Source organism: Aquipuribacter nitratireducens (genome assembly GCF_037860835.1).
Classification (GTDB): domain Bacteria; phylum Actinomycetota; class Actinomycetes; order Actinomycetales; family JBBAYJ01; genus Aquipuribacter; species Aquipuribacter nitratireducens.
The window spans coordinates 160,324-184,989 of sequence record NZ_JBBEOG010000002.1 but is presented as its reverse complement, the minus strand read 5'-3'; the positions used below and the strand labels follow the sequence as shown (position 1 = coordinate 184,989).

Annotated in this window: 21 protein-coding genes; 7 read left to right on the top strand and 14 right to left on the bottom strand. The window is 74.7% G+C overall.

Annotation, left to right across the window (positions count from 1 at the left end; genetic code table 11):
* The first annotated feature begins 18 nt into the window (after positions 1 to 18).
* The gene (locus WAB14_RS04255; RefSeq protein ID WP_340267720.1) at positions 19 to 933 is read left to right on the top strand and encodes an EamA family transporter; all 915 of its coding nucleotides are present in this window, start codon (positions 19 to 21) and stop codon (positions 931 to 933) included.
* Positions 934 to 980: 47 nt separating this feature from the next.
* On the opposite strand, the gene WAB14_RS04250 is transcribed toward WAB14_RS04255, so the two are convergent.
* From WAB14_RS04250 to WAB14_RS04240, 3 genes are all read right to left on the bottom strand, one after another.
* Positions 981 to 1,724: an anti-sigma factor gene (locus WAB14_RS04250; RefSeq protein WP_340267719.1), complete on the bottom strand. Its 744-nt coding sequence runs from the start codon at positions 1,722 to 1,724 to the stop codon at positions 981 to 983.
* Positions 1,721 to 2,341, bottom strand: a complete 621-nt coding sequence (locus WAB14_RS04245) for a sigma-70 family RNA polymerase sigma factor (protein ID WP_340267717.1) — start codon at positions 2,339 to 2,341, stop codon at positions 1,721 to 1,723. Before WAB14_RS04245 ends, WAB14_RS04250 begins: the two co-directional genes overlap by 4 nt.
* A gap of 123 nt (positions 2,342 to 2,464) precedes the next feature.
* Complete coding sequence (locus tag WAB14_RS04240) at positions 2,465 to 3,481, bottom strand: NAD(P)-dependent oxidoreductase (RefSeq protein ID WP_340267715.1); 1,017 nt, start codon at positions 3,479 to 3,481, stop codon at positions 2,465 to 2,467.
* 130 nt (positions 3,482 to 3,611) lie between these two features.
* Between WAB14_RS04240 and WAB14_RS04235 the strand changes: the two genes are divergently transcribed.
* The 3 genes from WAB14_RS04235 (at position 3,612) to WAB14_RS04225 (ending at position 7,383) form a co-directional block, all read left to right on the top strand.
* Complete coding sequence (locus tag WAB14_RS04235; protein ID WP_340267714.1) at positions 3,612 to 5,186, top strand: molybdopterin-dependent oxidoreductase; 1,575 nt, start codon at positions 3,612 to 3,614, stop codon at positions 5,184 to 5,186.
* 37 nt (positions 5,187 to 5,223) lie between these two features.
* Positions 5,224 to 5,955 (top strand): fasciclin domain-containing protein, encoded by a 732-nt coding sequence (locus WAB14_RS04230; protein WP_340267713.1) that lies wholly within the window; start codon positions 5,224 to 5,226, stop codon positions 5,953 to 5,955.
* Positions 5,956 to 6,144: 189 nt separating this feature from the next.
* Positions 6,145 to 7,383 carry a sensor domain-containing phosphodiesterase gene (locus WAB14_RS04225; RefSeq protein WP_340267712.1) on the top strand — a complete coding sequence of 413 codons (1,239 nt, stop codon included), beginning with the start codon at positions 6,145 to 6,147 and terminating at the stop codon, positions 7,381 to 7,383.
* A gap of 9 nt (positions 7,384 to 7,392) precedes the next feature.
* On the opposite strand, the gene WAB14_RS04220 is transcribed toward WAB14_RS04225, so the two are convergent.
* Positions 7,393 to 8,721 carry a putative bifunctional diguanylate cyclase/phosphodiesterase gene (locus tag WAB14_RS04220; RefSeq protein ID WP_340267711.1) on the bottom strand — a complete coding sequence of 443 codons (1,329 nt, stop codon included), beginning with the start codon at positions 8,719 to 8,721 and terminating at the stop codon, positions 7,393 to 7,395.
* A 134-nt stretch (positions 8,722 to 8,855) separates the two neighbouring features.
* Between WAB14_RS04220 and WAB14_RS04215 the strand changes: the two genes are divergently transcribed.
* Positions 8,856 to 10,649: a DEAD/DEAH box helicase gene (locus WAB14_RS04215; protein ID WP_340267710.1), complete on the top strand. Its 1,794-nt coding sequence runs from the start codon at positions 8,856 to 8,858 to the stop codon at positions 10,647 to 10,649.
* On the opposite strand, the gene WAB14_RS04210 is transcribed toward WAB14_RS04215, so the two are convergent.
* The 7 genes from WAB14_RS04210 to WAB14_RS04180 form a co-directional block, all read right to left on the bottom strand.
* A complete protein-coding gene (locus WAB14_RS04210) occupies positions 10,613 to 11,332 on the bottom strand; it encodes a VldE C-terminal domain-containing protein (protein WP_340267709.1) in 720 nt (239 codons plus the stop codon). The two genes, WAB14_RS04215 and WAB14_RS04210, sit on opposite strands and share 37 nt — an antisense overlap.
* Before the next feature lie 205 nt (positions 11,333 to 11,537).
* Positions 11,538 to 12,473 (bottom strand): sugar phosphate isomerase/epimerase family protein, encoded by a 936-nt coding sequence (locus WAB14_RS04205; RefSeq protein WP_340267708.1) that lies wholly within the window; start codon positions 12,471 to 12,473, stop codon positions 11,538 to 11,540.
* Between the two features lie 177 nt (positions 12,474 to 12,650).
* The gene (locus WAB14_RS04200; RefSeq protein ID WP_340267707.1) at positions 12,651 to 13,655 is read right to left on the bottom strand and encodes a sugar phosphate isomerase/epimerase family protein; all 1,005 of its coding nucleotides are present in this window, start codon (positions 13,653 to 13,655) and stop codon (positions 12,651 to 12,653) included.
* Positions 13,652 to 14,836 carry a Gfo/Idh/MocA family protein gene (locus WAB14_RS04195; RefSeq protein WP_340267706.1) on the bottom strand — a complete coding sequence of 395 codons (1,185 nt, stop codon included), beginning with the start codon at positions 14,834 to 14,836 and terminating at the stop codon, positions 13,652 to 13,654. Before WAB14_RS04195 ends, WAB14_RS04200 begins: the two co-directional genes overlap by 4 nt.
* Positions 14,837 to 14,914: 78 nt before the next feature.
* Positions 14,915 to 16,000, bottom strand: a complete 1,086-nt coding sequence (locus WAB14_RS04190) for a substrate-binding domain-containing protein (RefSeq protein ID WP_340267705.1) — start codon at positions 15,998 to 16,000, stop codon at positions 14,915 to 14,917.
* Between the two features lie 75 nt (positions 16,001 to 16,075).
* On the bottom strand, positions 16,076 to 17,149 hold the full coding sequence (locus WAB14_RS04185; RefSeq protein ID WP_377002451.1) for an ABC transporter permease: 1,074 nt from the start codon (positions 17,147 to 17,149) through the stop codon (positions 16,076 to 16,078).
* Positions 17,146 to 18,678, bottom strand: coding sequence for a sugar ABC transporter ATP-binding protein (locus WAB14_RS04180; protein WP_340267704.1), 1,533 nt, complete (start codon positions 18,676 to 18,678; stop codon positions 17,146 to 17,148). Before WAB14_RS04180 ends, WAB14_RS04185 begins: the two co-directional genes overlap by 4 nt.
* 104 nt (positions 18,679 to 18,782) lie before the next feature.
* Here WAB14_RS04180 and WAB14_RS04175 point away from each other — a divergent pair, with 104 nt between their 5' ends.
* The gene (locus WAB14_RS04175) at positions 18,783 to 19,952 is read left to right on the top strand and encodes an ROK family transcriptional regulator (protein ID WP_340267703.1); all 1,170 of its coding nucleotides are present in this window, start codon (positions 18,783 to 18,785) and stop codon (positions 19,950 to 19,952) included.
* Between the two features lie 15 nt (positions 19,953 to 19,967).
* Here the strand turns inward: WAB14_RS04175 and sufU are convergent, their stop codons facing one another.
* Positions 19,968 to 20,447: a Fe-S cluster assembly sulfur transfer protein SufU gene (gene sufU, locus WAB14_RS04170; protein WP_340267702.1), complete on the bottom strand. Its 480-nt coding sequence runs from the start codon at positions 20,445 to 20,447 to the stop codon at positions 19,968 to 19,970.
* Entirely contained in the window at positions 20,444 to 21,757 is a 1,314-nt protein-coding gene (locus tag WAB14_RS04165) for a SufS family cysteine desulfurase (RefSeq protein WP_340267701.1), read from the bottom strand. The genes sufU and WAB14_RS04165 overlap by 4 nt, the downstream gene beginning before the upstream one ends.
* Positions 21,758 to 21,842: 85 nt before the next feature.
* Here WAB14_RS04165 and WAB14_RS04160 point away from each other — a divergent pair, with 85 nt between their 5' ends.
* On the top strand, positions 21,843 to 23,489 hold the full coding sequence (locus WAB14_RS04160; protein ID WP_340267700.1) for an ABC-F family ATP-binding cassette domain-containing protein: 1,647 nt from the start codon (positions 21,843 to 21,845) through the stop codon (positions 23,487 to 23,489).
* Here the strand turns inward: WAB14_RS04160 and WAB14_RS04155 are convergent.
* Positions 23,486 to 24,610 carry a serine hydrolase domain-containing protein gene (locus tag WAB14_RS04155; protein ID WP_340267698.1) on the bottom strand — a complete coding sequence of 375 codons (1,125 nt, stop codon included), beginning with the start codon at positions 24,608 to 24,610 and terminating at the stop codon, positions 23,486 to 23,488. The two genes, WAB14_RS04160 and WAB14_RS04155, sit on opposite strands and share 4 nt — an antisense overlap.
* Between the last annotated feature and the right edge of the window lie 56 nt (positions 24,611 to 24,666).

Sequence of the window (24,666 nt, the reverse complement as noted above, 5' to 3'; positions counted from 1 at the left end):
CTCCGCAGACTCGGCCCCGTGCCCCGCACCCGTCCTCGCCGCAACGGTCTCGCGCTCGTGCTCGCCGGCGCCGCGAGCAGCCAGACGGGTGCCGCTCTCGGCGCGGGCGCCTTCGCGTCCATCGGCCCTGCCGGGGTCGTGGCCGTCCGGCAGGTCGTCGCCGCCGCCGTCCTCCTCCCGGTCGCCCGCCCGCCGTTGCGCCGCATGACGTGGTCTCAGTGGTGGCCGGTGCTCCTGCTCGCGCTCGTGTTCGCCGGCATGAACCTCTCGCTGTACTCGGCGGTCGAGCGCATCGGCCTCGGCCTCGCGGTCACGCTGGAGTTCCTCGGTCCCCTCGGGGTCGCGCTCGCGGGGTCGCGCACCGTCCGCGACCTCCTCGTCGCCCTCGCGGCGGCGGTCGGCGTCTACGTCCTCGTGCTGCCGGGCCCGGCGAGCGACTGGGTCGGTGTCGGGCTCGGGCTCGCTGCCGCGTGCTGCTGGGCCGGGTACATCGTCCTGGGCCGCACCGTCGGCTCGCGGCTGCCCGGGCTGCAGGCGCCGGCCGTCGCCAGCGGCGTCAGCGCGCTCGCCTACCTCCCGCTCGTCGCCGTGCTGCTCGCCGACGGCCGCCTCGCCGGCGAGCCGCTGGTCCTCGCGGTGGCGGCGGGGGTGCTGTCGTCGGTCGTGCCGTACGCCGTCGACCTCACGGCGCTGCGGTGGGTGCCGGCCCGGCAGTTCGGGGTGATCATGAGCTGCCACCCCGTCCTCGCCGCGCTCGCGGGGCTCGTGGTCCTCGGACAGGTGCTCGCGGTCCACGAGTGGGTGGGCATCGCGGTGGTCGTCGTCGCCAACGCCGTCGCCCTGCGGCGGGCCCACGACGGGACGGAGACCCGTGCCGCCCGCGCCGAGAAGGCGACGGCGGGGGCGACGGCGGACCCACCGGTGGCCAGGTAGACACCCTGGTGTGGGCGCGGCCCGCGTCCGCGCCCCGTCCGCGTGTCTCAGGCCAGCGGCACGACGAGCACCGGGTCGGTCGTGGGCGCCTCGGACCCCCCGCTCGGCTCGAGGCTCACCGCGACCGCGTCGACGTCGGCGATACCGGCGCTGAAGGCGACGGCCTCACCGCTGCGCACGTCGAACGTCCCGGCCGAGGCCACCTCCTCACCGGCGATGGTCCACGCCTGCCACGTCGAGCCGTCCGGCGCGGCCGGCAGGTTCGCGGGCAGCAGCAGCGCGGCGTCGGCCTCGCGGCTCGCGAGCACGACGACCTCGTCGCCCTGCACACCACCAGACAGCTGCGGCCGCGCGGCGAGGGACTCGACGTCGTCGGCGGCGAGCACCCGCTGGACGGCGGCCTGCTGCGCGCGCACGTCGTCGAGGCGCTGCGCGGTCGTGACGCCCCAGACCCCGAGAGCGAGGGCGAGGACGGCGACGACGGACGCGGCGAGGGCCAGCACCGGCCGGGTGAGCGCGGTCCCCGTACGGCTGCGCGGTGACGGCACCGCCGGCGTCTCCGGTGGCAGCTGGGGCGTGGTGCGGGCGCGGGCGAGCACGGCCTCCCGCATCCGCGCCGGCGGGGCCTCCGCGGTCGCGGCCGCGAGCGCCGAGAGGGCCTCGCGGAAGCCGTCGAGGTCGTCGCGGCACACCGGGCACTCGGCGAGGTGCGCCTCGACGTCCTCCCGCTCCGTCGGGTCGAGGGCGTCGGCCGCGTAGGCGGCCACGAGGGCGTGTGCGTCGGGCCTCACCGGGCCACCTCCTCCTGCGTCAGGTGCATGCGGAGCCGGGTCATGCCGTCCCGGATTCGGGTCTTCACGGTCCCCAGCGGGACGCCGAGCAGGGCCGCCACCTCCCGGTGGGTGTGGCCGCCGTAGAAGGCGAGCCGCACCGACTCCCGCTGGACGTCGCTGAGGGTCGACATCGCGCGCTGGACACGTCGCACCTCGAAGGCGCTGACGGCGGCCTCGACGACCTCGTCGACCGCCGGGGGCTCGGGCAGCGCCGTCGCCTCCTCCCGCGCCCGGCGCCGCTCGCTGGACCGGACCCGGTCCACGGCGCGCGAGTGGGCGATGGTGACGACCCACGACCGCACGCCCGCCCGGGCGGGGTCGTAGCGCGACGCCGTGCGCCAGATCTCGAGCAGGACCTCCTGCGCGACCTCCTCGGCCTCCGCGGGGTCGCGCAGCACCCGGCGGCACGTGCCGAACACCGTCGCCGACACCGCGTCGTAGAGCGCCTCGAACGCGGCCTCGTCACCGCGGGACGTCAGCGAGACGAGCCGGCGCAGCTCCTCGTCGGGGGCGCCGGGCCGTGAGGTGCCGGCGTGGACCGGCTCGGGTCCGTCCGCCTGCGGTGCTGCTGGCACGTGTCCTCCTGGTCCCGCGCTCCGTCGACCGCCACCCGGTCGTGTCGGCAGGGGTTCGACGCCGTCACCGGTGGCGGATTGGGCCGCCGCGCGGGAAGGGCCGCGCCCGGTGCCACGCCGATGCTAGGTCGTGGGGGCCGTGACGGGTGTGAGGGGCGGCTGCCCCGCGAGCACGGCCCGCACGTTCCGCACGGCGAGCCGCGTCATGCCGACACGGGTCGCCTCGCTCGCGGAGCCCACGTGGGGCAGCACGACGAGGCCGGGCGTCCGCATGACGGGGTCGCGGGGGTCGCGGCGCGGCTCGCCGTCGAACACGTCGAGGCCCGCGGAGTGCAGCCGCCCCTCGCCGAGCGCGGCGAGCAGGTCGGCCTCGACGACGAGCGGACCGCGGCCGACGTTGACGAGCGTCGCGGTGCGGCGCATGAGCCGCAGGGCCGCCGCGTCGACGATGCCGCGTGTGCCGCCGGGTCCGTCCCGCAGCGGAAGCGCGACGACGACGACGTCGCTGCCGCCGAGCAGCTCCTCCCACCCGACGGCGCTCGACACCTCGTCGTCGGGCGCCGAGGGACGGGCGAGGTGCTGCACGCGCATGCCGAAGCCGCGGCCCCGGCGGGCGACGGCACGACCGATCTCCCCGTAGCCGAGGAGACCGAGCGTGGCGCCGTGCACGTCGAGCCCGAGCCACCCGTCGAGGGCGAAGCCCGCCCACCGACCGGCCCGCATGTCGTCGGAGGCCTCGACGAGCCGCCGCCGCGCCATGAGGACGAGGGCGAAGGCGGTGTCGGCGACCGTCTCCGCGAGCACGCCCGGGGTGTTCGTCACGACGACCCCCGCCCGCTCGGCCGCGGCGAGGTCGACGTTGTCGTGCCCGACCGCCACGAGCGACACCACGCGCACCCCGGCCGCGCCGGCGGCCGCGAAGAACCTCGCGTCGAGAGGGTCGTCGCCCAGGGCGATGACCCCGACGGCCCCGACGGCGTCCACCCGTCCCCCGAGGGCGTGGCCGTCGGCGGGGCGGCCCGGCTCCCACACGAGCGACCAGCCGTCGCCGGCGAGCCCGTCGACCGCGTCACGGCCGGGCACGTCGGGGCGGGTGACGAGGACCGCGGCAGGGGCGCGGGAGTCGCGGGCGTCGGTCACGCCGTCACCCTGTCGCGGCGCGGGCGCGCGCGCGATCCCACGGCACGGTGCGTGCCAAACCGTCACGCGCTGTGAAAGACGTCACCGGCCCCGGGCCATCCGGGCGGCGACCCCGTACCGAATGAGGGGCATGACCACGACCACCGGGGCGCCCGTCGCCCGCCGCCGCGCCGTCGGCGGCGGACGCTCCGTGGTGGCGCTCGGTGCGCTGGCAGGGCTCGTGTCGGCGGGCCTGCTGCTCGGGACGGCGACGGCGCTCGCCGGCCTGCTGGCGGCCGCCGACCCGTTCGTCGCGGTGGGCGACGCGGTGGTCCGGCTCTCTCCTCCCACCGTGACGTCGTGGGCGATCGCGACGTTCGGCACGTACGACAAGCTCGTCCTCTTCGTCGGCATCGGCGGCGTCCTCGCCGTCGTGGCCGCGGCGAGCGGCGCCCTCGCCACCCGCCGGCTCGCCGCCGGTCTCGTCGCCCCCCTCGTGCTCGTCGTCGCGGCGCTCACCGCGGTCGTCGCCGCGCCGGGCGCCGCGCCCCTCGACGTGCTGCCGCTGCTCGCGGGCACGGCGCTCGCCGCACCCGGCTTCGTGGTCCTCGTGCGTCGGGCCGGCGCCACGGGGAGCGCGCACGACGAGTCGCGGCGCGGGGACTCGAGCAGGCGGGGTGTGCTGGTGGCTGCGGCCGGGGTCGGCGCGGCGGCCGCCGCCGTCGCCGTCACCGGTCGTCTCGTCGCCGGCCGCCTCCGGGACGCCGCGGCCTCGCGCGCCGCCCTCGTGCTCCCCCCGCCGCTCGACCCGGCGCCGCCCGCGCCCGTCGGCGCCCAGGCCTCGCCCGCGACCCCCTTCCGGACGCCGCCCGCGGACTTCTACCGCATCGACACCGCCCTCACCGTCCCGCAGGTGCGGGCCGAGGACTGGCGCCTTCGGGTCCACGGACGGGTCGAGCGACCCCTCGACCTCGACTGGGACGCCCTCACGTCGTTCGAGGTCGTCGAGCGCGAGATCACCCTCGTGTGCGTGTCCAACCCGGTCGGTGGGGAGCTGCTCGGCAACCAGGTGTGGCGGGGCGTCCGCCTCGCGGACGTCCTCGCGGCCGCCGGGGTGCGCGGCGGCGCGGACATGCTGCTGTCGACGTCCACCGACGGCTGGACCGCCTCCACGCCGCTCGAGGCGCTCGTCGACAGCGACGACGCCCTCCTCGCCTTCGCGATGGGCGGCGAGCCGCTGCCCCCGGAGCACGGCTACCCGGTCCGCATGGTCGTGCCCGGCCTCTACGGCTACGTGAGCGCGACCAAGTGGGTCACCGACCTCGAGGTCACGACCTTCGCCGACGACACCGCCTTCTGGACGCCGCGCGGGTACGCCGAGCGCGCGCCGGTCAAGGTCGGCAGCCGCATCGACGTGCCCGGCCCGTTCGAGCGCCTCGACGCCGGGACGGTCGTCGTCGCGGGCGTCGCGTGGGCGCCCGGCCGCGGCATCGGGCAGGTCGAGGTGTCCGTCGACGACGGCGACTGGCAGGTCGCCGAGCTCGCCCCCGTGCCCAGCAGCCTCACGTGGCAGCAGTGGCGCCTGGAGTGGGCCGCGGAGCCGGGACAGCACCGCCTCCAGGTCCGTGCCACCACCACCGACGGCGAGGTCCAGACCGAGGACCGCGCCCCCGTAGACCCCGACGGAGCCACCGGATGGCACTCCGTCGTCGTGACGGTCGCCTGACCGCCACACGCACCACCCGACACGAAGGAGCACCCACATGAAGCGCCACCTCCGACTCGCCCCCGTCGCCGTGACGGCGGCCCTCGTGCTCGCCGCCTGCGGCGGTGCCGCGGAGGACGCCACGACCGACGCGACGGGCGCCGCCGGCGACGCCGTCGACACCGCCACGCAGGAGGCCGACGACATGGCCTCCGACATGGCGACCGACATGGCCGAGGACATGGGCTCCGAGGAGCCGGTGGACGACGCGTCCGACGCCGCCGCCATGGGCGGTCCCGTGGGACCGGGCTGCGAGCAGTTCGCCACGGAGATCGCCCCCGAGGGCGAGGGCTCCGTCGAGGGGATGAGCGACGACCCCGTCGCGGTCGCCGCGAGCAACAACCCCATCCTCACGACCCTCACCGCGGCGGTCTCCGGCGAGCTCAACCCCGACGTCGACCTCGTCGACACGCTCAACGGCGACGAGTTCACGGTCTTCGCCCCCGTCGACGACGCCTTCGCGGCCGACGTCGACGAGGCGACCCTCGCGACGCTGCAGGAGGACGCCGACCTGCTGTCGACCATCCTCACGTACCACGTCGTCCCCGGGCAGATCGCGCCCGAGGAGCTCGCCGGCACGACCCAGACCACCGTCCAGGGCGGCACGGTCGAGGTCACCGGCGAGCCCGACATGCTCATGGTGAACGGCGCGAACGTCATCTGCGGCGGCGTCACCACCGCCAACGCGACCGTCTACCTCATCGACGGCGTCCTCATGCCGACCAGCTGACCTGGTCGAGGCGCCGCGGCGCCCCAGCGAGACCCCGGGCCGGGGCGGTGGAGGGATGCCACCGCCCCGGCCCGGCCCCGTCCCGGCAGTCGCGTCATGGCGGTCACGCTCCGCCACGAGGAGGAACTTCGTGCGTCCGGACCCCCTGGCACGGTTGACTGGGCCCCCAGACGAAGCGGAGGTGGTGACGTGGTGCGTGCAGCCCGCACCGGGCCCGTCGACCTGCCCGGCCTCGTCAAGGTCGCGGGGGACCTCGCCGCCGGCCGGCGGGAGGACGCCGACGAGACGCTCCAGGTCGTCGTGAGCGGCCTGCGGGAGTACCTCGGGCTCGACGTCGCGTTCCTCGGCGAGTTCCGCGGCGGGCGGCGGCGGTTCCGGGTGGTGAGCGAGGCACCGGGGCACCACACCATCAGCCCCGGCGAGGGCGACCCGATCGAGGAGACGTTCTGCGCGCGCGTCGTCGCGGGCCGCGCCCCGGAGCACATCCCGGACGCCGAGCGCGAGCCCGGCGTCAACGACCTCCCGATCGGCCGGACCCTGGGGATCGGCACGTACCTCAGCGTCCCGGTCCGGCTCAGCGACGGCAGCGTCTACGGCACCCTGTGCGGCTTCACCCACGAGCCGGACCCGCTGCTGCAGGAGCGCGAGCTCGGGGTGCTGCGGCTGCTCGCGCGGCTGCTCGCCACGCACCTGGAGCGCGAGCGCCGCCCGGACGCCGAGCTCGACGAGGACCGCGCCCGCGTCGCGCAGGCCATCGCCGGGCACGCCGCGCACGTCGTCGTGCAACCCGTCCTGTCGCTTCGGGACCGGTCCGTCGTCGGCTACGAAGCCTTGTCCCGGTTCCCCGACGGCGCCCCGCCGGACGGCTGGTTCGCCCTCGCCACGACCGTCGGGCTCGGGGTGGAGCTCGAGGCCGAGTCGGTGCGCACCGCGCTCGGCGTCATGCCGGCCCTGCGCCCCGGGACGTACCTCGCGGTCAACGCGTCCGCCGCGGCGCTGTGCTCCAGCGAGGTGTCCGACGTCCTCGCCGCGCTCGACGACGCGACGCTGCAGCGGGTCGTCGTCGAGCTCACGGAGCAGACGGGCATCGCCGACTACGACGAGCTGCGGGCCCGGCTGGCCGCGCTCCGTGCCAGGGGGGTGCGGGTCGCGGTCGACGACGCGGGCTCGGGCCACGCCGGGCTGCACCGCATCCTCGAGGTCTCCCCCGACCTCATCAAGCTCGACCGGACCCTCGTCCAGGGCGTCGCGGGCGACGAGGTCCGCCAGTCGCTCGTGTCCGCGCTCACGTGGTTCTCCCGCCGCAGCGGGGCGCAGGTCGTCGCCGAGGGCATCGAGACCGAGGCCGACGCGCGCGTCCTCGCCCGTCTCGGCGTGCCGTTCGGGCAGGGGCTCCTCCTCGGCGCGCCGGGCCCCGTGCCGTCCTGAACGGGCGCCTCAGCCGGTCGAGCCGGAGCGAGGGTCGACCGGTCGACCGAAGTACCACCCCTGCGCCCGGTCGCAGCCCATCGCCAGCAGCTGCCGGGCCTGCTCCTGCCGCTCCACGCCCTCGGCGACCACGAGCATGTCGTGGGCGTGGGCGATCGCGATGACGGCCTGGACGACGGCGTCCTCGCGCGTGGTGCGGCCCAGGCCCTGCACGAAGGACCGGTCGATCTTGAGGGTGTCCGCGGGGTAGCCGGCGAGGTGCGCGAGCGAGGAGTAGCCCGTGCCGAAGTCGTCGACCGCGATGCCGCAGCCGAAGGCGCGCAGCTGCTCGAGCGCCTGCACGACGGTCGTCTCCGACGCCGCGAGCGTGCTCTCGGTGATCTCCAGGTGCAGCCGGGACGGGTCGACGCCTCGCTCCTCGACGGCCGCCACGACCCGCCCGGGGACGTCGATCCGATCGAAGGTGCGTGCGGACAGGTTGACCGTCACCGCGGGCACGACGTCGGCCGCCAGCAGCGCGACGCCGCGGGCGAGCGCCCACCGGTCGATCTCCGACACGAGGCCCCGGTCCTCGGCGACGGAGATGAAGTCGGACGGCATCGTGACGGCCCCGTGGCTGTCGACGAGCCGCACGAGACCCTCGCTCGCCACCTGGTCGCCGGTCGCGAGGTCGACGATGGGCTGCAGGTGCAGGCGCAGCTCCCCGTCGCGCAGCGCCGCCCGCAGCCGCCGCTCGGCCTCCGCGGCGGACTCCGCGTGGGCGCGCAGGCGCTCGTCGAACACCACGACCCGGTCGCGGCCGGCGTCCTTCGCGCGGTGCATCGCGAGGTCGGCCTCACGGAGGAGGTCGCGCTCGGCGCCGTCCCATCCGACGGAGGCCACCCCGAGGCTGACCGACGTCGCCACCATGTCACCGCGCCCGGTCGTGAGCGGGTGCCGGACGGCGCGGAGCATGCCGGCCGCCACCGACCGCAGGTCGCCGGGGTGGCGCAGGTCCTCGACGAGCAGGGCGAACTCGTCGCCCGCGAGCCGGTGCAGCGTGCCGCGCCCCGTGACCACGCGACCGAGCCGCTCCGCGACGAGGCGGAGCACCTCGTCACCGCCGTCGCGCCCCAGGCGGTAGTTGACGGTGCTGAGCCGGTCGACGCCGCACACGACGAGCCCGACCCCGCGGCGCTCGCTCCGCCCGCGCTGCAGGGCGTCGGCGGTGCGCCGCTCGAGGACACCACGGCCGGGCAGGCCCGTCAGGGGGTCGGTGCCGCCCTCGCCGGCGGGTCGGCGCGGGCGCACGAGCAGCCCGCCGAGGTCCATGGCGGCCCGCGGCGCGCCGACGGGCACGCCGGGTCCGGGTCGGGAGCCCTGCGTCACCCTGCGGGACTCGGCAGGTCCGCGTCCCACCTTGACGACCCGGGCGGGAGCGACCCCCGGACGGCGCGCACCGGGCAGTCCCCCGGGCGCGGGACACTGACCTCATGACGTTCCGCTCCCTCGGCCTGCGCGCCGAGCTCCTCGACGCGCTCGCGGGCCTCGGCTACGAGGAGCCGACGCCCATCCAGGCCGAGGCGGTGCCCGCCCTCCTCACGGGCGCGGACCTGCTCGGGCAGGCCGCCACCGGCACCGGCAAGACCGCCGCCTTCGCGCTGCCGCTGCTGCAGCAGGTGGCCGACGCGGGCCCGGGCGACCGGCAGGGCGGCGCCCCCGCCGGTCTCGTGCTGGTGCCCACCCGGGAGCTGTGCGTCCAGGTGTCCCAGGCCCTGCAGCGCTACGGCCGCACGCTCGGCGTCCGGACGCTCCCGGTGTACGGCGGGCAGCCGGTGGTGCGGCAGATCAAGGAGCTGCAGCGCGGCGTCGACGTGGTCGTCGCGACGCCCGGGCGCGCGGTCGACCTCCTCGAGCGCCGGTCGCTCGACCTCTCGCACGTGCGGGCGGTCGTGCTCGACGAGGCCGACGAGATGCTCGACATGGGCTTCGCGGAGGAGCTCGAGCAGGTCCTCGACGCCACCCCGGGCGAGCGCCAGACCGTCCTGTTCTCCGCGACCATGCCGAGGCGACTCGAGGCGATCGCCCGCCGGTACCTGCGGGAGCCGACGCGCATCCGGATCGAGCGCGAGGTGCCGGCGGAGGGCGAGGCGCCGCGGGTGCGGGAGGTCGCCTACCTCGTCGACCGCGCTCACAAGCCTGCCGCGCTCGGCCGGCTGCTCGACATCGAGCAGCCCGTCGCCACCATCGTGTTCTGCCGCACCCGCGACGAGGTCGAGCAGGTGACGGAGACCCTCGGCGCGCGCGGCTACCGGGCGGAGGCGCTCCACGGCGGGATGAGCCAGGAGCAGCGCGACCGGGTGATGGGCCGGGTCCGGTCGCAGGCCGCGGAGCTGCTCGTCGCCACCGACGTCGCGGCGCGGGGTCTCGACATCGACCACCTCACGCACGTGGTCAACTACGACGTGCCGTCGGCGCCGGAGTCCTACGTCCACCGGACCGGCCGGGTCGGGCGCGGAGGGCGCGAGGGGGTCGCCCTCACCCTCGCGACGCCGCGGGAGCGCCGGCAGCTGCAGGCGGTCGAGCGGGTCACCGGGCATGAGGTCCCGTTGCAGCCGCTGCCGAGCGTCGCCGACCTGCGCGCCCGGCGCCTCGACGACACCGCCGCCGCGCTGCGGGACGCCGTCGGGCGCGACGACCTCGAGGAGTTCGCGGGCGTGCGCGAGCAGGTGCTCGCCGACCTCCCCGCCGGCAGCGGCGCCGACGACCTGCTCCTCGCGGCGCTCGCGCTCGCCGCGGACGCGCGGCGCGGCGCGCAGGACGAGGAGGAGATCCCCCAGCTGAGCATCCGGCCGTGGCGGGAGGACTCCTCCCGGGGCGGGCGCGACGGCGGGCGCGACGGCGGTCCGCGGGTGCGCGACGAGCGGGAGGGGCCCGCACCGGGGAGGACGCGGCTGTTCGTCAGCGCCGGGCGCTCCGGCGGCATGCGGCCGCAGGACCTCGTCGGGGCCATCGCCGGGGAGTCACGGCTGTCCGGCCGCGACATCGGGCCGATCGTCATCACGGAGCGGTTCTCGCTCGTCGACGTGCCCGACGACGCCGCCACCGAGGTCATCCACGCCCTGCAGGCGAGCAAGGTGAAGGGCCGCAAGGTGCAGGTGCGACGGGACCGGACGCAGGAGGCGGACGGTCGCCGCCCCGTGCGCCGGACGACCCGCCCGGGGGGTCCGGGCGGGTCGCGGGGCGGGCGTCAGCCGGCGGGGCGCGGCCGCGGGCACGGCGTGTAGTTCGGCGCCGTGTAGCGCGGGGCGAGCATGCCCTCGGTCGCCACGCAGGGCCCGTGGTCGATCCTCGCGACGGCCCAGCCGTCCCAGAAGCTCGTCCGCTTGTACGCCCCGTCCCATGTCAGGGACATGTGGACGTGGTCCGTGTGGGGCACGGCGCCCGTGTAGGGCTGCCAGCGCTTGGTCCACGTGTTCCACCACCTCGTGTCCCAGATGACGTACTGCACGCCGAGGCGCTGGGCGTTGCCACCGGCGACGCCGCTGGCGTCCTTCGCCGTGAGCCAGCCGAGGAACGCGTCGGCCTTCGCGCGGTCCGCCGGCCGGGAGGCGTCGAGCATCCAGTCGTAGGCGCGACCCTCCTTGTGCTCGCTGCGCCCGCCGCTCGCGCAGGGGCGGAGGATGCCCCCGGAGTTGGCGCCGTACGTGCGGCGCAGGAGGTCCCGCAGCGCCTTGGCACCGCGCGACTCGAACGGCATGCACGTCACCTGCCCCTGGTAGCCGGGGGCGCGGTCGGGGGTGCGGCTGCCGTAGGGCACGCTCGGCTTCGGGACCGGTGTGGCGGCCGTCGCGGCGGCGGAGCCGCCGAGCACGAGCAGGCCGGCGAGGGTCACGGCGAGGAGGGCGCGGGAGCGCCGCAGGCGGGTCGTGACGGTCGTGCGGGTCGTCGGATGGGTGTCGTTTCGCATGGGTTTCGGCCGTCTTCTGTCGATTTCCGGTACCCCTGCGTGCTCGGCACGGCGTCGTCGGACCTCAAGTGGCCCCGCCGCCGCCCGCCAGCACCACCGAGGGTGACGATCACCGAGGAGGCGGCGTCCTCGCAGGTCACGGCACGGTGACGACGACCGAGGGGCCGGCGTGACGCTGGTCACACCGGCCCCTCAGGGGTGCCGCTCAGTACTCGAAGCAGGTGAGGAACTCGAAGCTGTCGCGGGCGAACTCGATGTCCGCGGGTGCGCCGTCGCGCTCGACGATGTACAGCTTCACGTGGCCCTGGGCGGCCTCGAGGATCGGGCCCCACTCGATGTCGCCCTCGCCGACGTCGCCGGGGATGCCGCGGGCGTCGCCGTTGAGGTCGCCGTCCTTGATGTGGAGCAGCTCGATGCGGTCGCCGTAGTCCTCGAGCAGCTGGACGACGTCCACCCCGGCGTCGGCCGCCCAGAACACGTCGACCTGGAACGTGACGTACCGCGGGTCGGTGTTCTCGACGAGGATCTGCCACGCCGACTTCGTCTCGCCCGTCTCGGGGTCGACGTACGTCGTCGTGAACTCGCTCTGGTGGTTGTGGCCGAAGATCTTGCCGGTGCCGTTCTTCACGGACGCCTCGCCGAGGCGGTTGAGAGTCTCGGCCGTGGCGAGCACGTCCTCGTAGCTGCCGATGCCCGGGGACGCGAAGCCCCCGGAGCCGACGTACTTCTGGCCGAGCGCCTTGTAGTACTCCAGCTGCTGGTCCCAGGTCGCCTCGTTGGTGCTGCCGTGGGAGGACGGCGCCTTCATGCCGTAGCCCTTGAGCAGGTCGCGCAGCTCCTCGCCGGAGTAGCCGCCGTACGGGTTGGGGCCGAAGGCGAAGGGCTCGATGTTCTGGTAGCCGACCTCGGCGAGCTCGGCGAGGACGGGCTCGACGCCCGCGTTCCGGGTCCACCCGAAGTAGCTGAACATCTGGATGGAGATCTTGCTGGCCGGGACGCTCCGCCCGGCGCAGTCGGCTGCGGCGTTCGCCTTGCCGCTGTTCGGGGCGGCACCGGCGGGGGCGGTGGCGGCGAGCACGCCGGTGGCGGCGAGCGCGAGGGCGGCGACGCCGGCGAGGGCGCGGCGGGGGGTGCGGGTCATGGGGTCGTCCTCCTCGACGGGGTGGGCCGGGGCGCGGACGCGCTCCGGGTGGTACGAGGCGCGGTCCGGGTGGGGGTGTCCCGGACCGGCGCCCCGGCGGGGGCGAGGCTCGACGCCCCCGCCGGGAGCCGGGGCGCGGCCGTCGACTCCCGCCGGGAGGGGCCGCGCACGTGGGGGTCAGCCGCCGGAGGAGAACGCGGCGTCGAACGCCGCCTCGGGCGGGTCGAAGGCGAGCCGGCGCACGAACGCGAGCGCCTCCTCGGCGCCGGCGAGCCGGTCCATGCCGGCGTCCTCCCACTCGACGCTGATGGGGCCGGAGTACCCGATCTGGTTGAGCATCCGGAAGCAGTCCTCCCACGGCACGTCGCCGTGGCCGGTGGAGATGAAGTCCCAGCCGCGTCGCCCGTCGGCCCACGCGAGGTGGCTGCCGAGCCGGCCGTTGCGCCCGTTGCCGGTCCGCATCCGGGTGTCCTTGCAGTCGACGTGGTAGATGCGGTCGCGGAAGTCCCAGAGGAAGCCGACGGGGTCGAGCTCCTGCCACACCATGTGGCTGGGGTCCCAGTTGAGCCCGAACGCCTCACGGTGCCCGATCGCCTCGAGCGTCCGCACGGTCGTCCAGTAGTCGTAGGCGATCTCGCTGGGGTGGACCTCGTGGGCGAACCGGACCCCCACCTCGTCGAAGACGTCGAGGATCGGGTTCCACCGGTCGGCGAAGTCCTGGTACCCGGCGTCGATGACGTCCTGACCGACCGGCGGGAACATCGCGACGTACTTCCAGATCGCGGAGCCGGTGAAGCCGATGACGGTGTCGACGCCGAGCTCCGCCGCGAGCCGCGCGGTGTTCTGCATCTCCTCCGCGGCCCGCCGGCGGACGCCCTCGGCGTCGCCGTCGCCCCACACCCGGGACCCGACGATCGCCTGGTGGCGGTGGTCGATGGGGTCGTCGCAGACGGCCTGGCCCTTGAGGTGGTTGGAGATGGCGAACAGCTGGAGGCCGTGGCGCTCGAGCAGGTCGAGGCGGCCCTGGACGTACTCCGCGTCGTCCCAGCGCCACGGGTCGAGGTGGTCGCCCCAGCACGCGAGCTCGAGGCCGTCGTAGCCCCAGCCGGCGGCCAGCTTCGCCACCTCCTCCAGCGGCAGGTCGGCCCACTGGCCGGTGAAGAGCGTGATGGGTCGGGTCATGCGGGGACCTCCGTCCACTGGCTTCCGGCAGTGCTGCTGCGCTCGACGGCGTCGAGGACCCGCTGGACCTGCAGACCGTCGGCGAACGACGGCTCGGGCTGCCGGTCCTCGCCGAGGGCCCGCAGCAGGTCGACGACCTGGTGCACGAAGCCGTGCTCGTAGCCGAGACCGTGCCCCGCGGGCCACCACGACCCGACGTAGGGGTGCTGCGGCTCGGTGACGTAGATGCGACGGAAGCCGGCGATGCGCGGGTCGTCGGTGGCGTCGTAGTAGTGGAGGACGTTCATGTCCTCGAAGTCGAAGGCGAGCGACCCGGCGGAGCCGTTGACCTCGAGTCGGATCGCGTTCTTGCGGCCGTAGGCGAAGCGGGTCGCCTCGAAGCTCGCCACGGCCCCGCCCGACAGGCGCGCGGTGAAGAGGGCGGCGTCGTCGACGGTGACCTTCCCCCGACCCTCGCCTGCGCTGCCGCGCAGCGCCCCGGCCTCGCCCGGGAGCGGGCGCTCGTCGACGAACGTCTCGAGGAGCCCGCTCACACCGGTGATGCGCTCACCGGTGACGAACTGCGCGAGGTCGACCACGTGCGCGCCGATGTCGCCGAGGGCCCCCGAGCCCGCCTTGTCCTTCTCCAGTCGCCACGACATCGGGGCGTCCTCGTCGGCGATCCAGTCCTGCAGGTACTGGGCGCGGACCTGGCGGACGGTGCCGACGCGCCCCTCGGCGACGAGCTCCCGCATGAGCGCGATCGCGGGGACGCGTCGGTACGTGAAGCCGACCATCGCCCGGACGCCGCGCGCCGCGGCCCGCTCGGCCGTCGCCGCCATGAGCTCGGCCTCGGCGACGCTGTTCGCGAGGGGCTTCTCGCACAGGACGTGCTTGCCGGCCTCGAGGGCGGCCACGGCGATGTCGCAGTGCGTGTCGCCGGGGGTGCAGACGTCGACGAGATCGACGTCGTCGCGGAGCAGGACCTTGCGCCAGTCTGTCTCCGACTCCTCCCAGCCCAGCTTCCGTGCCGCCGCCGCGGCGGCCTCGGGCCGACGGCCGGCGACGACGAGCATGCGCGGGTGCAGCGGCAGGTCGAAGAACCGGGGCGCGTTGGCCCATGCCTGGGAGTGGGCGGCCCCCATGAACGAGTGGCCCACCATCGCGACCCCGAGCTGCGGGATCCGTTCGTCAGAGCCCATCTCGGCCCCCTCCTTCTCGGACGGCGGCGGCGCGGCTCCTGCCGCGCCGCCGTCGCCCGTGCGTGTGTCGTCGGTCGGTCAGGACTCGAACGCGGTCGGCAGGTACTGCTCGACGTTGTCCGCGGTGACGACCGGGGCGTAGAGCTGCACCTCGCGCGGCACCGTGCTCGAGACCAGGTCGCCGAGGTCCTTGTTCTGCTCGATGAGGCGGGCGAGCGCGATGCCGTCCGCGGCCTGCGTCGACGGGTAGATGACGGTCGCCTCGACGACCGAGCCACCCTCCTGGATCTCGCGCATGACGTTCGCGGAGCCCGCGCCGCCGACCATGAAGAACTCGTCGCGGCCGGCCTGGTCGATGGCGGCGAGGACACCGACGCCCTGGTCGTCGTCGTGGTTCCAGATGGCGTCGATCTCGGGAGCGGCCTGGAGGAGGCTCGCGGCCGCCTCCTGGCCACCCTGGACCGTGAAGTCCGCGGCGACGCGGTTGTCGACGTCGAGACCGCAGTCGGACAGCGCGTCCTCGAAGCCCTGGCTCCGGTCCTGCGTAAGGGGGAGGGAGTCGATGCCGGCGATCTCGGCGACGACGGCGTCCGGGTTGTCGCCGAGCCGCTCGCAGATGTACGTGCCGGCGCTCACGCCCATGCCGTAGTTGTCACCGAGCACGGTGGTGCGGGCCGCGAAGGGGCTGGAGAACTCGCGGTCGACGTTGACGACCGTGATCCCGGCCTCCATCGCCTGCGTCGCGACCTCGGTGAGGGCGGCGCCGTCGAACGGCAGGAGCACGATCGCGTCGACGCCGTCGTTGATGAACGTCTCGATCTGGCTGATCTGGACGTTGACGTCGTTGGTGCCCTCGGCGACGACGAGCTCGACGTCGTCGTACTCGGCGGCCTTCTCCTGTGCGGCGCGCGTGATCGCGGCCATCCAGCCGTGGTCGGCGGCGGGCGCCGAGAAGCCGATGGTGACGGTCTCGCCCGAGGCGTCGTTCGCGTTGTCGCCACCGGCGGCGGCGTCACCCGAACCGGCGTCCGCGGAGACACCGCCGGCGGCGTCCTCCTCCGGGGCAGCCGGGGTGTTCGACGTGCAGCCGCTGACGAGCAGCGCGCCGACGGACACGGAGCCGACGGCCAGGGCGACGCGACGGCGGGTGAGGGTGCGGGACATCTGTGTCTCCTTATAGATGGGTCGTGCAGGACGTGCGGGGGGACTGTGGAGGGGTCGAGGTGCCAGGGCGCGCGGCTAGGAGCCCCGGGCCGCGACGGGCCGGCGGGTGGCGAAGCGCTGCTGCAGCAGGACGGCGGCGACGATGATCGCGCCCTTGGCGATGGACTGGGACGAGATCGAGAGGTTGTTCTGGATGAAGATGTTCGTCAGCGAGGCGAAGATCAGGACGCCGAGGACGGTGCCGACGATCGTGCCGCGACCACCCGCCAGGAGCGTGCCGCCGACGACGACGGCCGCGATCGCGTCGAGCTCGTAGAGCTGGCCGTTCGTCGACGACCCGGCGGTCGTGCGGGCGAGCATCATGACGCCGGCGATCCCGGCGCACAGCCCGGACAGGGCGTACAGGTACATGGTGTGGCGCTGCACCTTGATGCCCGCGAGGCGCGCCGCCTCCGGGTTGCCGCCCACGGCGATCGTGCGGCGCCCGAAGGTCGTGCGGTTGAGGAGGAACCACGCCGCGACCGCGACGAGGGCGAAGATCCACACCAGGACGGGGATCCCGATGAGGTCGGCGCGGAAGAAGTCGAGGAACGGGTCGACGGTGACGATCTGCGTCCTGCGCTGCGCGATGATCTCGGCCACGCCGCGGGCCGCGACGAGCATCGCGAGGGTCGCGATGAACGCGACGACCTTGCCGTAGGCGACCAGGACGCCGTTGACGAGGCCCGCCACCGTGCCGACCGCGAGCGCGGTGAACACCATGACGATCCAGTGGGTGTCCGCCGCGAGCGTCTGCGTCGCGAGCGTCGTCGCCCACACCGAGGCCAGTCCGAGGACAGAGCCGACGGACAGGTCGATACCGCCGCCGGTGATGACGAACGTCACGCCGATGGACACGACGCCGATGACCGCGGCCAGCCGCAGGATCGTGAGGAGGTTGTCGATGCTGGCGAACTGCACGCCAGCGGTCGCGACACCCACGGCGACGATGAGGCCGAGCACGATGACGAGCCCGAGGTTGCGGCCGGCGCCGCCCCCGAGGAACGTCGCGGCCCGGCGGGACGGTGCCTTCCGGGTGTGCTCGACCGTGTCCTCCTCGGGGGGGACGCCGCCGGCCGTGGCCAGCGACGGTGGCTGCTTCTCGCTCACGCGGCTGTTCCTTCCATGACGAGGGCGAGCACTCCGTGCTCGTCGATCTGGTCCGCGGGACCTTCGTGGAGCACGCGTCCGTCGGAGACGACGAGCACCCGGTGGGAGAGCCCGAGCACCTCCTCGATCTCGCTGGAGACGACCACCACGGCGTTCCCGGCCTCGGCGAGGCGGTGGACGAGGGCGTAGATCTCGGCGCGCGCGCCGACGTCGACGCCGCGGGTGGGCTCGTCGAGCAGCAGCACGCGGCAGCCGTGGACGAGCCAGCGGGCGAGCATCGCCTTCTGCTGGTTGCCGCCCGACAGGGTCCGCATCGTGCGGTCGGGGTCGGCGGGGCGCAGGTCGAGGGCGCTGATCTGCTCCACCGCGACCTTCCGTTCGGCGCGCTCGTCGAGCACGGGACCGCGGGCCTGGCGGGCGAAGGTCGACAGGGTGATGTTGCGGTAGACGGGCTCGTCGAGAAGCAAGCCCTGACTCTTGCGCTCTTCTGGAGCAAGGCCGATGCCAGCCGTAACCGCTGCATCGACGGAGCCGCGACGCAGCGGCTTACCGGTGACCTCGACCCTCCCCTCGGTCGCACGGCGGGCGCCGTAGACGGTCTCGAGGATCTCGGAACGGCCGGACCCGACGAGCCCGGCCAGGCCGACGACCTCACCGGCGCGGACGGTAAACGACACGTCGGCGAACTCGCCCCGCAGGCCGAGGTTCTCCACCGTCAGCATGACGGGCGCGTCGTCGGCGACGGGGTTGCGGGTGGGGAACACCTGCTCGACCGTGCGACCGGTCATGAGGCGGATGAGCTCCGGCGTCGGGGTGTCCGCGACCGGGAGGTTGGAGGCGACCGAGCGGCCGTCCTTCAGCACGGTGATGCGGTCGCCGATCTCGCGGATCTCGTCGAGCCGGTGGGAGATGTAGAGGACGGCCACACCGGACGCCGTGAGCTCGCGGACGACCCGGAAGAGGTTCGCGACCTCCTCGGAGTCGAGCACGGCCGAGGGCTCGTCCATGATGATGAGCCGCGCGTCGCGGGACAGCGCCCGCGCCATGCTGACGACCTGCTTGCCCGCCGCCGGGAGCGTCCCCACCTCGCGGTTGGGGCTGATCTCGCTGTGGCCGAGCCTTCGCAGGATCTCCGCCGTGCGGGTGTGTGCCTCGCGGCGGCGGGTGAGGCCACCCGTCGACAGCTCGTGCCCGAGGTAGACGTTCTCCGCGACCGTGAGGCCGTCGACGACGTCGAGCTCCTGGTACATCGTCGCGATGCCGGCCTCGAGAGCCGCGACCGGGGAGCTGAGGCGCAGCGGCTCGCCCTGCCAGCGGATCTCGCCCGCGGTGGGGGCGTGGGCACCCGCGAGGACCTTGATGAGCGTGGACTTGCCGGCGCCGTTCTGGCCCAGCAGGCAGTGGACCTCGCCCGCGCGGACGTCGAGGTCGACGCCGTCGAGCGCCTTCGCGCCGGGGAAGTGCTTGACGATGCCGTGCATCGTGAGCAGCACCGGCAGCGGCTGTGCCGCGGAGTCACCATCGACCATGCGGAGGAACGTAGGGGCGTCTTTTGCCAGACGTCAAGCAAAAGTCGGCAACGAAACGGCAACTACGCGCTGACGTGCGCTTCTGGCTGTGCTTCACTCGGCTCATGAGCATCAGCAGCCGGCCCACGGACCTGGGGGCGACGCTGCAGCTGCTGCGCGACGGCCGCCCCCGCACCCGCGCCGAGCTGGCCACCGTGACCGGCCAGGCCCGCTCGACCATCGCGCAGCGGATCGACCAGCTGCTCTCGGCTGGGCTGCTCGCCCCCGGGGGCGGCGCCGTGTCGACCGGCGGGCGCCCTCCGGCGACGTTCGCCTTCAACCCGGCGGCCCGGCTCGTGGCCGCGGTCGACCTCGGGGCCACGCACTCGCGCATCGCGCTCACCGACCTCGGCGCGACCGTGCTCGTCGAGCAGTCGGAGGACATCGACATCACCGACGGCCCCGAGGTCGTCCTCGGCCGCGTCGCCGACGTCGTGACCGCCCTCGTGTCCCAGACCGGTCGCGTCCAGAGCGACCTCGTCGGCGTCGGCGTCGGTCTGCCCGGGCCGGTCGACCACGAGTCCGGCCGGCCCATCAGCCCGCCGATCATGCCGGGATGGGACCAGGCCGACGTCCGCGGCTTCCTCCAGCAGCGGCTGGGGAAGGTGCCGGTCCTCGTCGACAACGACGTCAACATCATGGCGCTCGGCGAGCACGCCGCCGGGCTCCGCGACGTCGACCACCTCCTCTTCGTCAAGGTAGCGACGGGCATCGGCGCCGGACTCGTGAGCGACGGGGCGATCCGCCGGGGCGCGCAGGGTGCGGCCGGCGACCTCGGCCACGTCGCCGTGCCGGGCGGGGACGACGTGCTGTGCACGTGCGGCAACACCGGGTGCCTCGAGGCGCTCGCGAGCGGGCAGACCGTCGCGCGGCGGCTCGCCGCGTCCGGCCTCGACGTCCACTCCAGCGTCGACGTCGTCGCCCTCGTCCGGTCGGGCAACGCCGAGGCGTCGGCCGCGGTCCGCGAGGCCGGACGCTCCCTGGGCGCCGTCCTCGCCACCTGCGTCAACCTGCTCAATCCCTCCGTCGTCGTCATCGGCGGCAGCCTCGCGGGCGCCGGTGACCACCTGCTCGCCGGCATCCGGGAGGTCGTCTACCGCCGCTCCCTGCCGCTGGCCACGCAGCACCTGCGGATCGTCACGTCACGGACCGGTGGTCGGGCCGCCGTCATCGGAGCGGCGACGATGGTCATCGACCAGGTGCTGTCCGACGACTCGCTCGAGCAGCTGTTCTGACGGCCGCTCGCAGAGTCAGGCGGCCTCGACGATCGCCTGCTTGAACGCCGTCCACCCCAGCAGCGCGCACTTCACGCGGGCCGGGTAGCGCGCGACGCCCGCGAACGCGGGGGCGTCACCGAGTGCGTCGGCGAGGTCGTCCGGCAGCGTGTCGAGCGGGTCGAGGGTCGTCGTGCCGCGCGTCGTCACGATCTCGTGGAACACGCCGTAGGCGTCCATGAACTCCTGGACGGTCCGCCCGGTCAGCGCGTCCGCCATCACCGACGTCGCGGCCTGGCTGATCGAGCAGCCGTGGGCGTCGTACGAGACGTCCTCGACCACCCGAGCGGCACCGGAGCCGTCGCCGAGCCGCAGCCGCAGCGTCACCTCGTCCCCGCACACCGGGTTGACCTGGTGCACCTGGGCGTCGAACGGCTCGCGGAGGCCGGAGCGCCGCGGCCGCTTGCTGTGCTCGAGGATCGTGTCGCGGTAGAGCTCTTCGAGGCTCGTGCTCATGCGGGGGCTCCCTGGCTGGTGCTGACGGCGAGGGGAGCGACCGCCGGCGCGACCCCGAAGAAGCGCTGCACCTCGCGCAGGCCCGCGAGGAGCGCGTCGACGTCGGCCTCGGTCGAGTACACGTGCGTGCTCGCGCGGACGGTCGCCTGCACACCGAGCCGGCGGTGCAGCGGCCACGCGCAGTGGTGACCGACCCGGACGGCGACGCCGCGGGAGTCGAGCACCTGCCCGACGTCGTGGGCGTGGACCCCGTCGACGACGAACGCGACGGTGCCGCCGCGCTCGGTGCCCTCCACGAGCGGCGGCCCGACGACCCGCACTCCCCCGAGATCCTCGAGCCCGGCGAGCAGCCGGGCCGCGAGCGCGCGCTCGTGGGCCGCGACGGCGTCCATCCCGATCGCCTCGAGGTAGTCGACGGCGGCAGCGAGCCCGACGGCCTGGCTCACCATCGGCACCCCCGCCTCGAACTTCTGCGGCGGCGCGGCGTAGGTCGAGCGCTCCATCCGGACGACCTCGATCATCGACCCGCCGGTGAGGAACGGCGGCATCGCATCGAGCAGGTCGCCGCGGCCCCACAGGCAGCCGATGCCCGTGGGCCCGAGCATCTTGTGCCCGGACCACGCGGCGAGGTCGACGCCGAGGGCGGGCAGGTCGACGGGCAGGTGCGGGACGGACTGGCACGCGTCGAGGACGACGAGCGCACCGACGGCCTTGGCCCGGCGGACGAGCTCGGCGACGGGCGTGATGGTGCCGAGGACGTTGCTCGCGTGGGTTAAGGCGACGACCTTCGTCCGCTGGGAGAGCTCGAGGGAGCCGAGGTCGAGGTGGCCGTCGTCGGTGACGCCGTACCAGCGCAGCGTCGCGCCGGTGCGGCGGCACAGCTCCTGCCACGGCACGAGGTTGGCGTGGTGCTCCATCTCCGTGACGACGACCTCGTCGCCGGGGCCGAGCGCGAGGTGCTCCGCGCCGGGGGTGTGGCCGGCGTTGCCGAGGGAGTACGCGACGAGGTTGAGGCCCTCGGTCGCGTTCTTCGTGAGGACGACGTCCTGCGCGCGGGCGCCGACGAACCCGGCGATGCGGGCCCGGGCGTCCTCGTAGGCGTCCGTCGCCTCCTCCGCCAGCGCGTGGGCGCCGCGGTGGACGGCGGCGTGGCTGGTCTCGGCGAAGCGGCGCTCGGCGTCGAGCACGCTCGTCGGGCGCTGGCTCGTGGCGCCGGAGTCGAGGTAGACGAGCGGCCTGCCGTCGCGGACGGTACGGGACAGGACGGGGAAGTCGCCCCGCACGTCGGCTCCGGGTCGTCGCGCGCTCATGCCGACCAGCGTACGCCGATTAGGTTCAGGTGCCGTTGCGTAAATGGGTGAGCGGCGCTCGCCGCGGCTTGGGAGGATGCCGCCCGTGTCCGCCACCCTCGTCGCCCGCGGTCTCGCGGCGGGCCACGCCGACCGCGTCCTCTTCGCCGACCTCGACCTCGTCGTCGCCCCGGGCGACGTCGTCGGGCTCGTCGGCGCGAACGGGGCGGGCAAGTCGACGCTGCTGCGGGTGCTCGCGGGGCTGCACGCGGCCGAGGCCGGCGGGGTCGCGCTCAACCCGCCGACCGCCGTCGTCGGCTACCTCGCGCAGGAGCCGGAGCGGCTGCCCGGCGAGACGGTCGCCGACTACCTCGCGCGCCGGACCGGCGTGACCGACGCGCAGGCGGCGCTCGACGCCGCGACGGAACGCCTCGCCGCCGGTGCGCCGGGCTCGGACGACGAGTACGCGCTCGCCCTCGAGCGGTGGCTCGGGCTCGGCGGCGCCGACCTCGACGAGCGCACCGGGGAGGTGCTCGGCGACCTCGGACTCGGTGTCGCGACGGACGCGGCGATGACGTCGTTGTCCGGCGGGCAGGCGGCGCGGGCGGGGCTGGCGGCGCTCCTGCTGTCCCGCTTCGACGTCGTGCTCCTCGACGAGCCGACGAACGACCTCGACCTCGACGGCCTGGAGCGGCTCGAGCGGTTCGTGCAGGGGCAGCGAACCGGGGTCGTGGTCGTGTCGCACGACCGGGAGTTCCTCGCCCGGACGGTCACCCGGGTCGTCGAGCTCGACCTGGCCCAGCGGCAGGTCAACGTCTACGGCGGCGGCTACGAGGCGTACCTCCACGAGGGGGAGGTCGCCCGCCGCCGGGCCCGTGAGGCGTACGAGGAGTACGCCGACACAGTGTCGTCGCTCGAGGCGCGCTCGCGCATGCAGCGCGGGTGGGCCGACAAGGGCGTCCGCGCCGCGCGGAGCAAGGCGGTGCGACGCGGCGAGCCCGACAGGAACATCCGCGCCCACATGCAGGCGACGTCGGAGAAGCAGGCGGCGAAGGCACGCCAAACCGAGCGGATGATCGAGCGGCTGGAGGAGGTCGAGGAGCCCCGCAAGGAGTGGGAGCTCCGCTACTCCATCGCCGCCGCACCCCGCGGCTCGTCCGTCGTCGCGACGGCTCGCGGCGCCCTCGTGCGGCGGGGCACGTTCACCCTCGGTCCCGTCGACCTGCAGCTCGACGTCGGGGACCGGGTGGCCGTGACCGGGCCCAACGGCTCGGGCAAGACCACGCTGCTCGCGCTGCTGCTCGGGCGGCTGACCCCGGACGAGGGGACGGTGTCGCTCGGCACGTCGGTCGAGATCGGTGAGGTCGACCAGGTCCGCGGCGTGCTCACCGGGTCGGCGTCGCTGCTCGAGGCGGTGCGCACGCACCTGCCGGACATGGCGCCGGCCGACGTGCGGACGCTGCTCGCGAAGTTCGGGCTCAAGGCCGACCACGTGAACCGAGCCGTCGGGAACCTCTCCCCCGGCGAGCGCACCCGCGCCGCCCTCGCGCTCCTGCAGGCGCGCGGGGTGAACCTGCTCGTGCTCGACGAGCCGACGAACCACCTCGACCTGCCGGCCATCGAGCAGCTCGAGCAGGCCCTGGCGGCGTACGAGGGGACGCTCCTGCTCGTGACGCACGACCGGCGGATGCTCGACGCGGTCGAGGTGTCCCGGCGGTGGGCGGTGTCGGACGGTCGGGTCACCGGCTCCTAGCCCAGGGCGGCCTCGTGGAGCGTGCGCGCGAGGCCGGTGGGGGTGAGTTCCTCGTCGAGGCCGAGCGGCGACGGGGTCGGCACGAGAACCGCCACGGAGATCGCGTCGTCGGGCCACACGGCCAGCAGGCTGTGGTAGACGCCCAGGTCGCCGTCGTGCCCCACGAGCGGGGCCTCGCCGTCCCGGGCGAGCACCGTCCCGAGGCCGTACCAGTCGTCGTCGCCCTCCGGTGTCGTCATGTCCTCGACGAGCGACCGCTCGAGCACCGCACCGCCGTACAGCAGGTGCCCCCACCGGGCGAGGGTGGGGGCGTCGGCGGCCATGCCGCCAGCGGCACCGGCGGCCGACGCGACCGCCCGGGACGGCAGGAAGGGGCCGTCCTCGTCGACCTCGGGGAAGCGGGCCTCGTCGGCGGCGATCGCGAGCGGCGGCGTCGGCTCCTCGGCGGCCTGGACCCACACCCGCTCGAGGCCGAACGGATCGAGCACGTCCTGGCGCAGGGCGACCGCGAGCGGCTCCCCGGTCACCTCCTCGACGAGCGCTCCCAGGACCCAGTAGTTGAGGTTGTTGTAGCTCGGGTCCTCGCCGCGCACGCCCTGGATGCTCCCCGCGAGGACGAGGTCGAAGACGTCGTCCTGGGTCCACTCGCGGTCGAGGTCACCGGTCATGCCGAGCACCTCGTCGACCGGGTCGAGGGGGAAGCCGCTCTCCATCCCCAGGACCTCTCGGACCGTCGCGCCGTCGCTGGTGAACGGCAGGTCGACGTAGTCGGCGATGTCCGCGTCGAGGTCCACCTGCTCCTGGGCGGAGAGCAGCACGACCTCCGCCGCCACGAAGGTCTTCGTGATGCTCGCGATGGCGAACGCGGACTCCGGCTGGAGCGGCGTGCCCGTCCCGTCGACGCCCGACGCCCCCGCCCACATCCCGTCGGGCGTGACGACCGCCGCCGTGAGACCCGGCGCCTCCTGGGCCTGCCGGTAGGCGTCCAGGGCCTCCTGGAGGGCGTCGACCGTCTCCGCCGGGAGAGCGCTGTCCGCCGGCGTGGTCCAGAGCAGCGCCTCACCCGTCGCGGCGGGCTCCGGTCCCGCCGCGCCCCCCACGTCCCCACCACCCGCGCTCACGTCGCCCGTGCAGGCGGACAGAGCCGCCGCGAGCACGAGAGCTGCGGCCGCTGCCG

What these genes read in the sequence shown, in the direction of transcription:
- WAB14_RS04235 (WP_340267714.1), top strand. Translation starts at nt 3,612, where the DNA reads ATGACCACGACCACCGGGGCGCCCGTCGCCCGCCGCCGCGCCGTCGGC.
- WAB14_RS04230 (WP_340267713.1), top strand. Translation starts at nt 5,224, where the DNA reads ATGAAGCGCCACCTCCGACTCGCCCCCGTCGCCGTGACGGCGGCCCTC.
- WAB14_RS04215 (WP_340267710.1), top strand. Translation starts at nt 8,856, where the DNA reads ATGACGTTCCGCTCCCTCGGCCTGCGCGCCGAGCTCCTCGACGCGCTC.
- WAB14_RS04210 (WP_340267709.1), bottom strand. Translation starts at nt 11,332, where the DNA reads ATGCGAAACGACACCCATCCGACGACCCGCACGACCGTCACGACCCGC.
- WAB14_RS04205 (WP_340267708.1), bottom strand. Translation starts at nt 12,473, where the DNA reads ATGACCCGCACCCCCCGCCGCGCCCTCGCCGGCGTCGCCGCCCTCGCG.
- WAB14_RS04200 (WP_340267707.1), bottom strand. Translation starts at nt 13,655, where the DNA reads ATGACCCGACCCATCACGCTCTTCACCGGCCAGTGGGCCGACCTGCCG.
- WAB14_RS04195 (WP_340267706.1), bottom strand. Translation starts at nt 14,836, where the DNA reads ATGGGCTCTGACGAACGGATCCCGCAGCTCGGGGTCGCGATGGTGGGC.
- WAB14_RS04190 (WP_340267705.1), bottom strand. Translation starts at nt 16,000, where the DNA reads ATGTCCCGCACCCTCACCCGCCGTCGCGTCGCCCTGGCCGTCGGCTCC.
- WAB14_RS04180 (WP_340267704.1), bottom strand. Translation starts at nt 18,678, where the DNA reads ATGGTCGATGGTGACTCCGCGGCACAGCCGCTGCCGGTGCTGCTCACG.
- WAB14_RS04175 (WP_340267703.1), top strand. Translation starts at nt 18,783, where the DNA reads ATGAGCATCAGCAGCCGGCCCACGGACCTGGGGGCGACGCTGCAGCTG.
- sufU (WP_340267702.1), bottom strand. Translation starts at nt 20,447, where the DNA reads ATGAGCACGAGCCTCGAAGAGCTCTACCGCGACACGATCCTCGAGCAC.
- WAB14_RS04165 (WP_340267701.1), bottom strand. Translation starts at nt 21,757, where the DNA reads ATGAGCGCGCGACGACCCGGAGCCGACGTGCGGGGCGACTTCCCCGTC.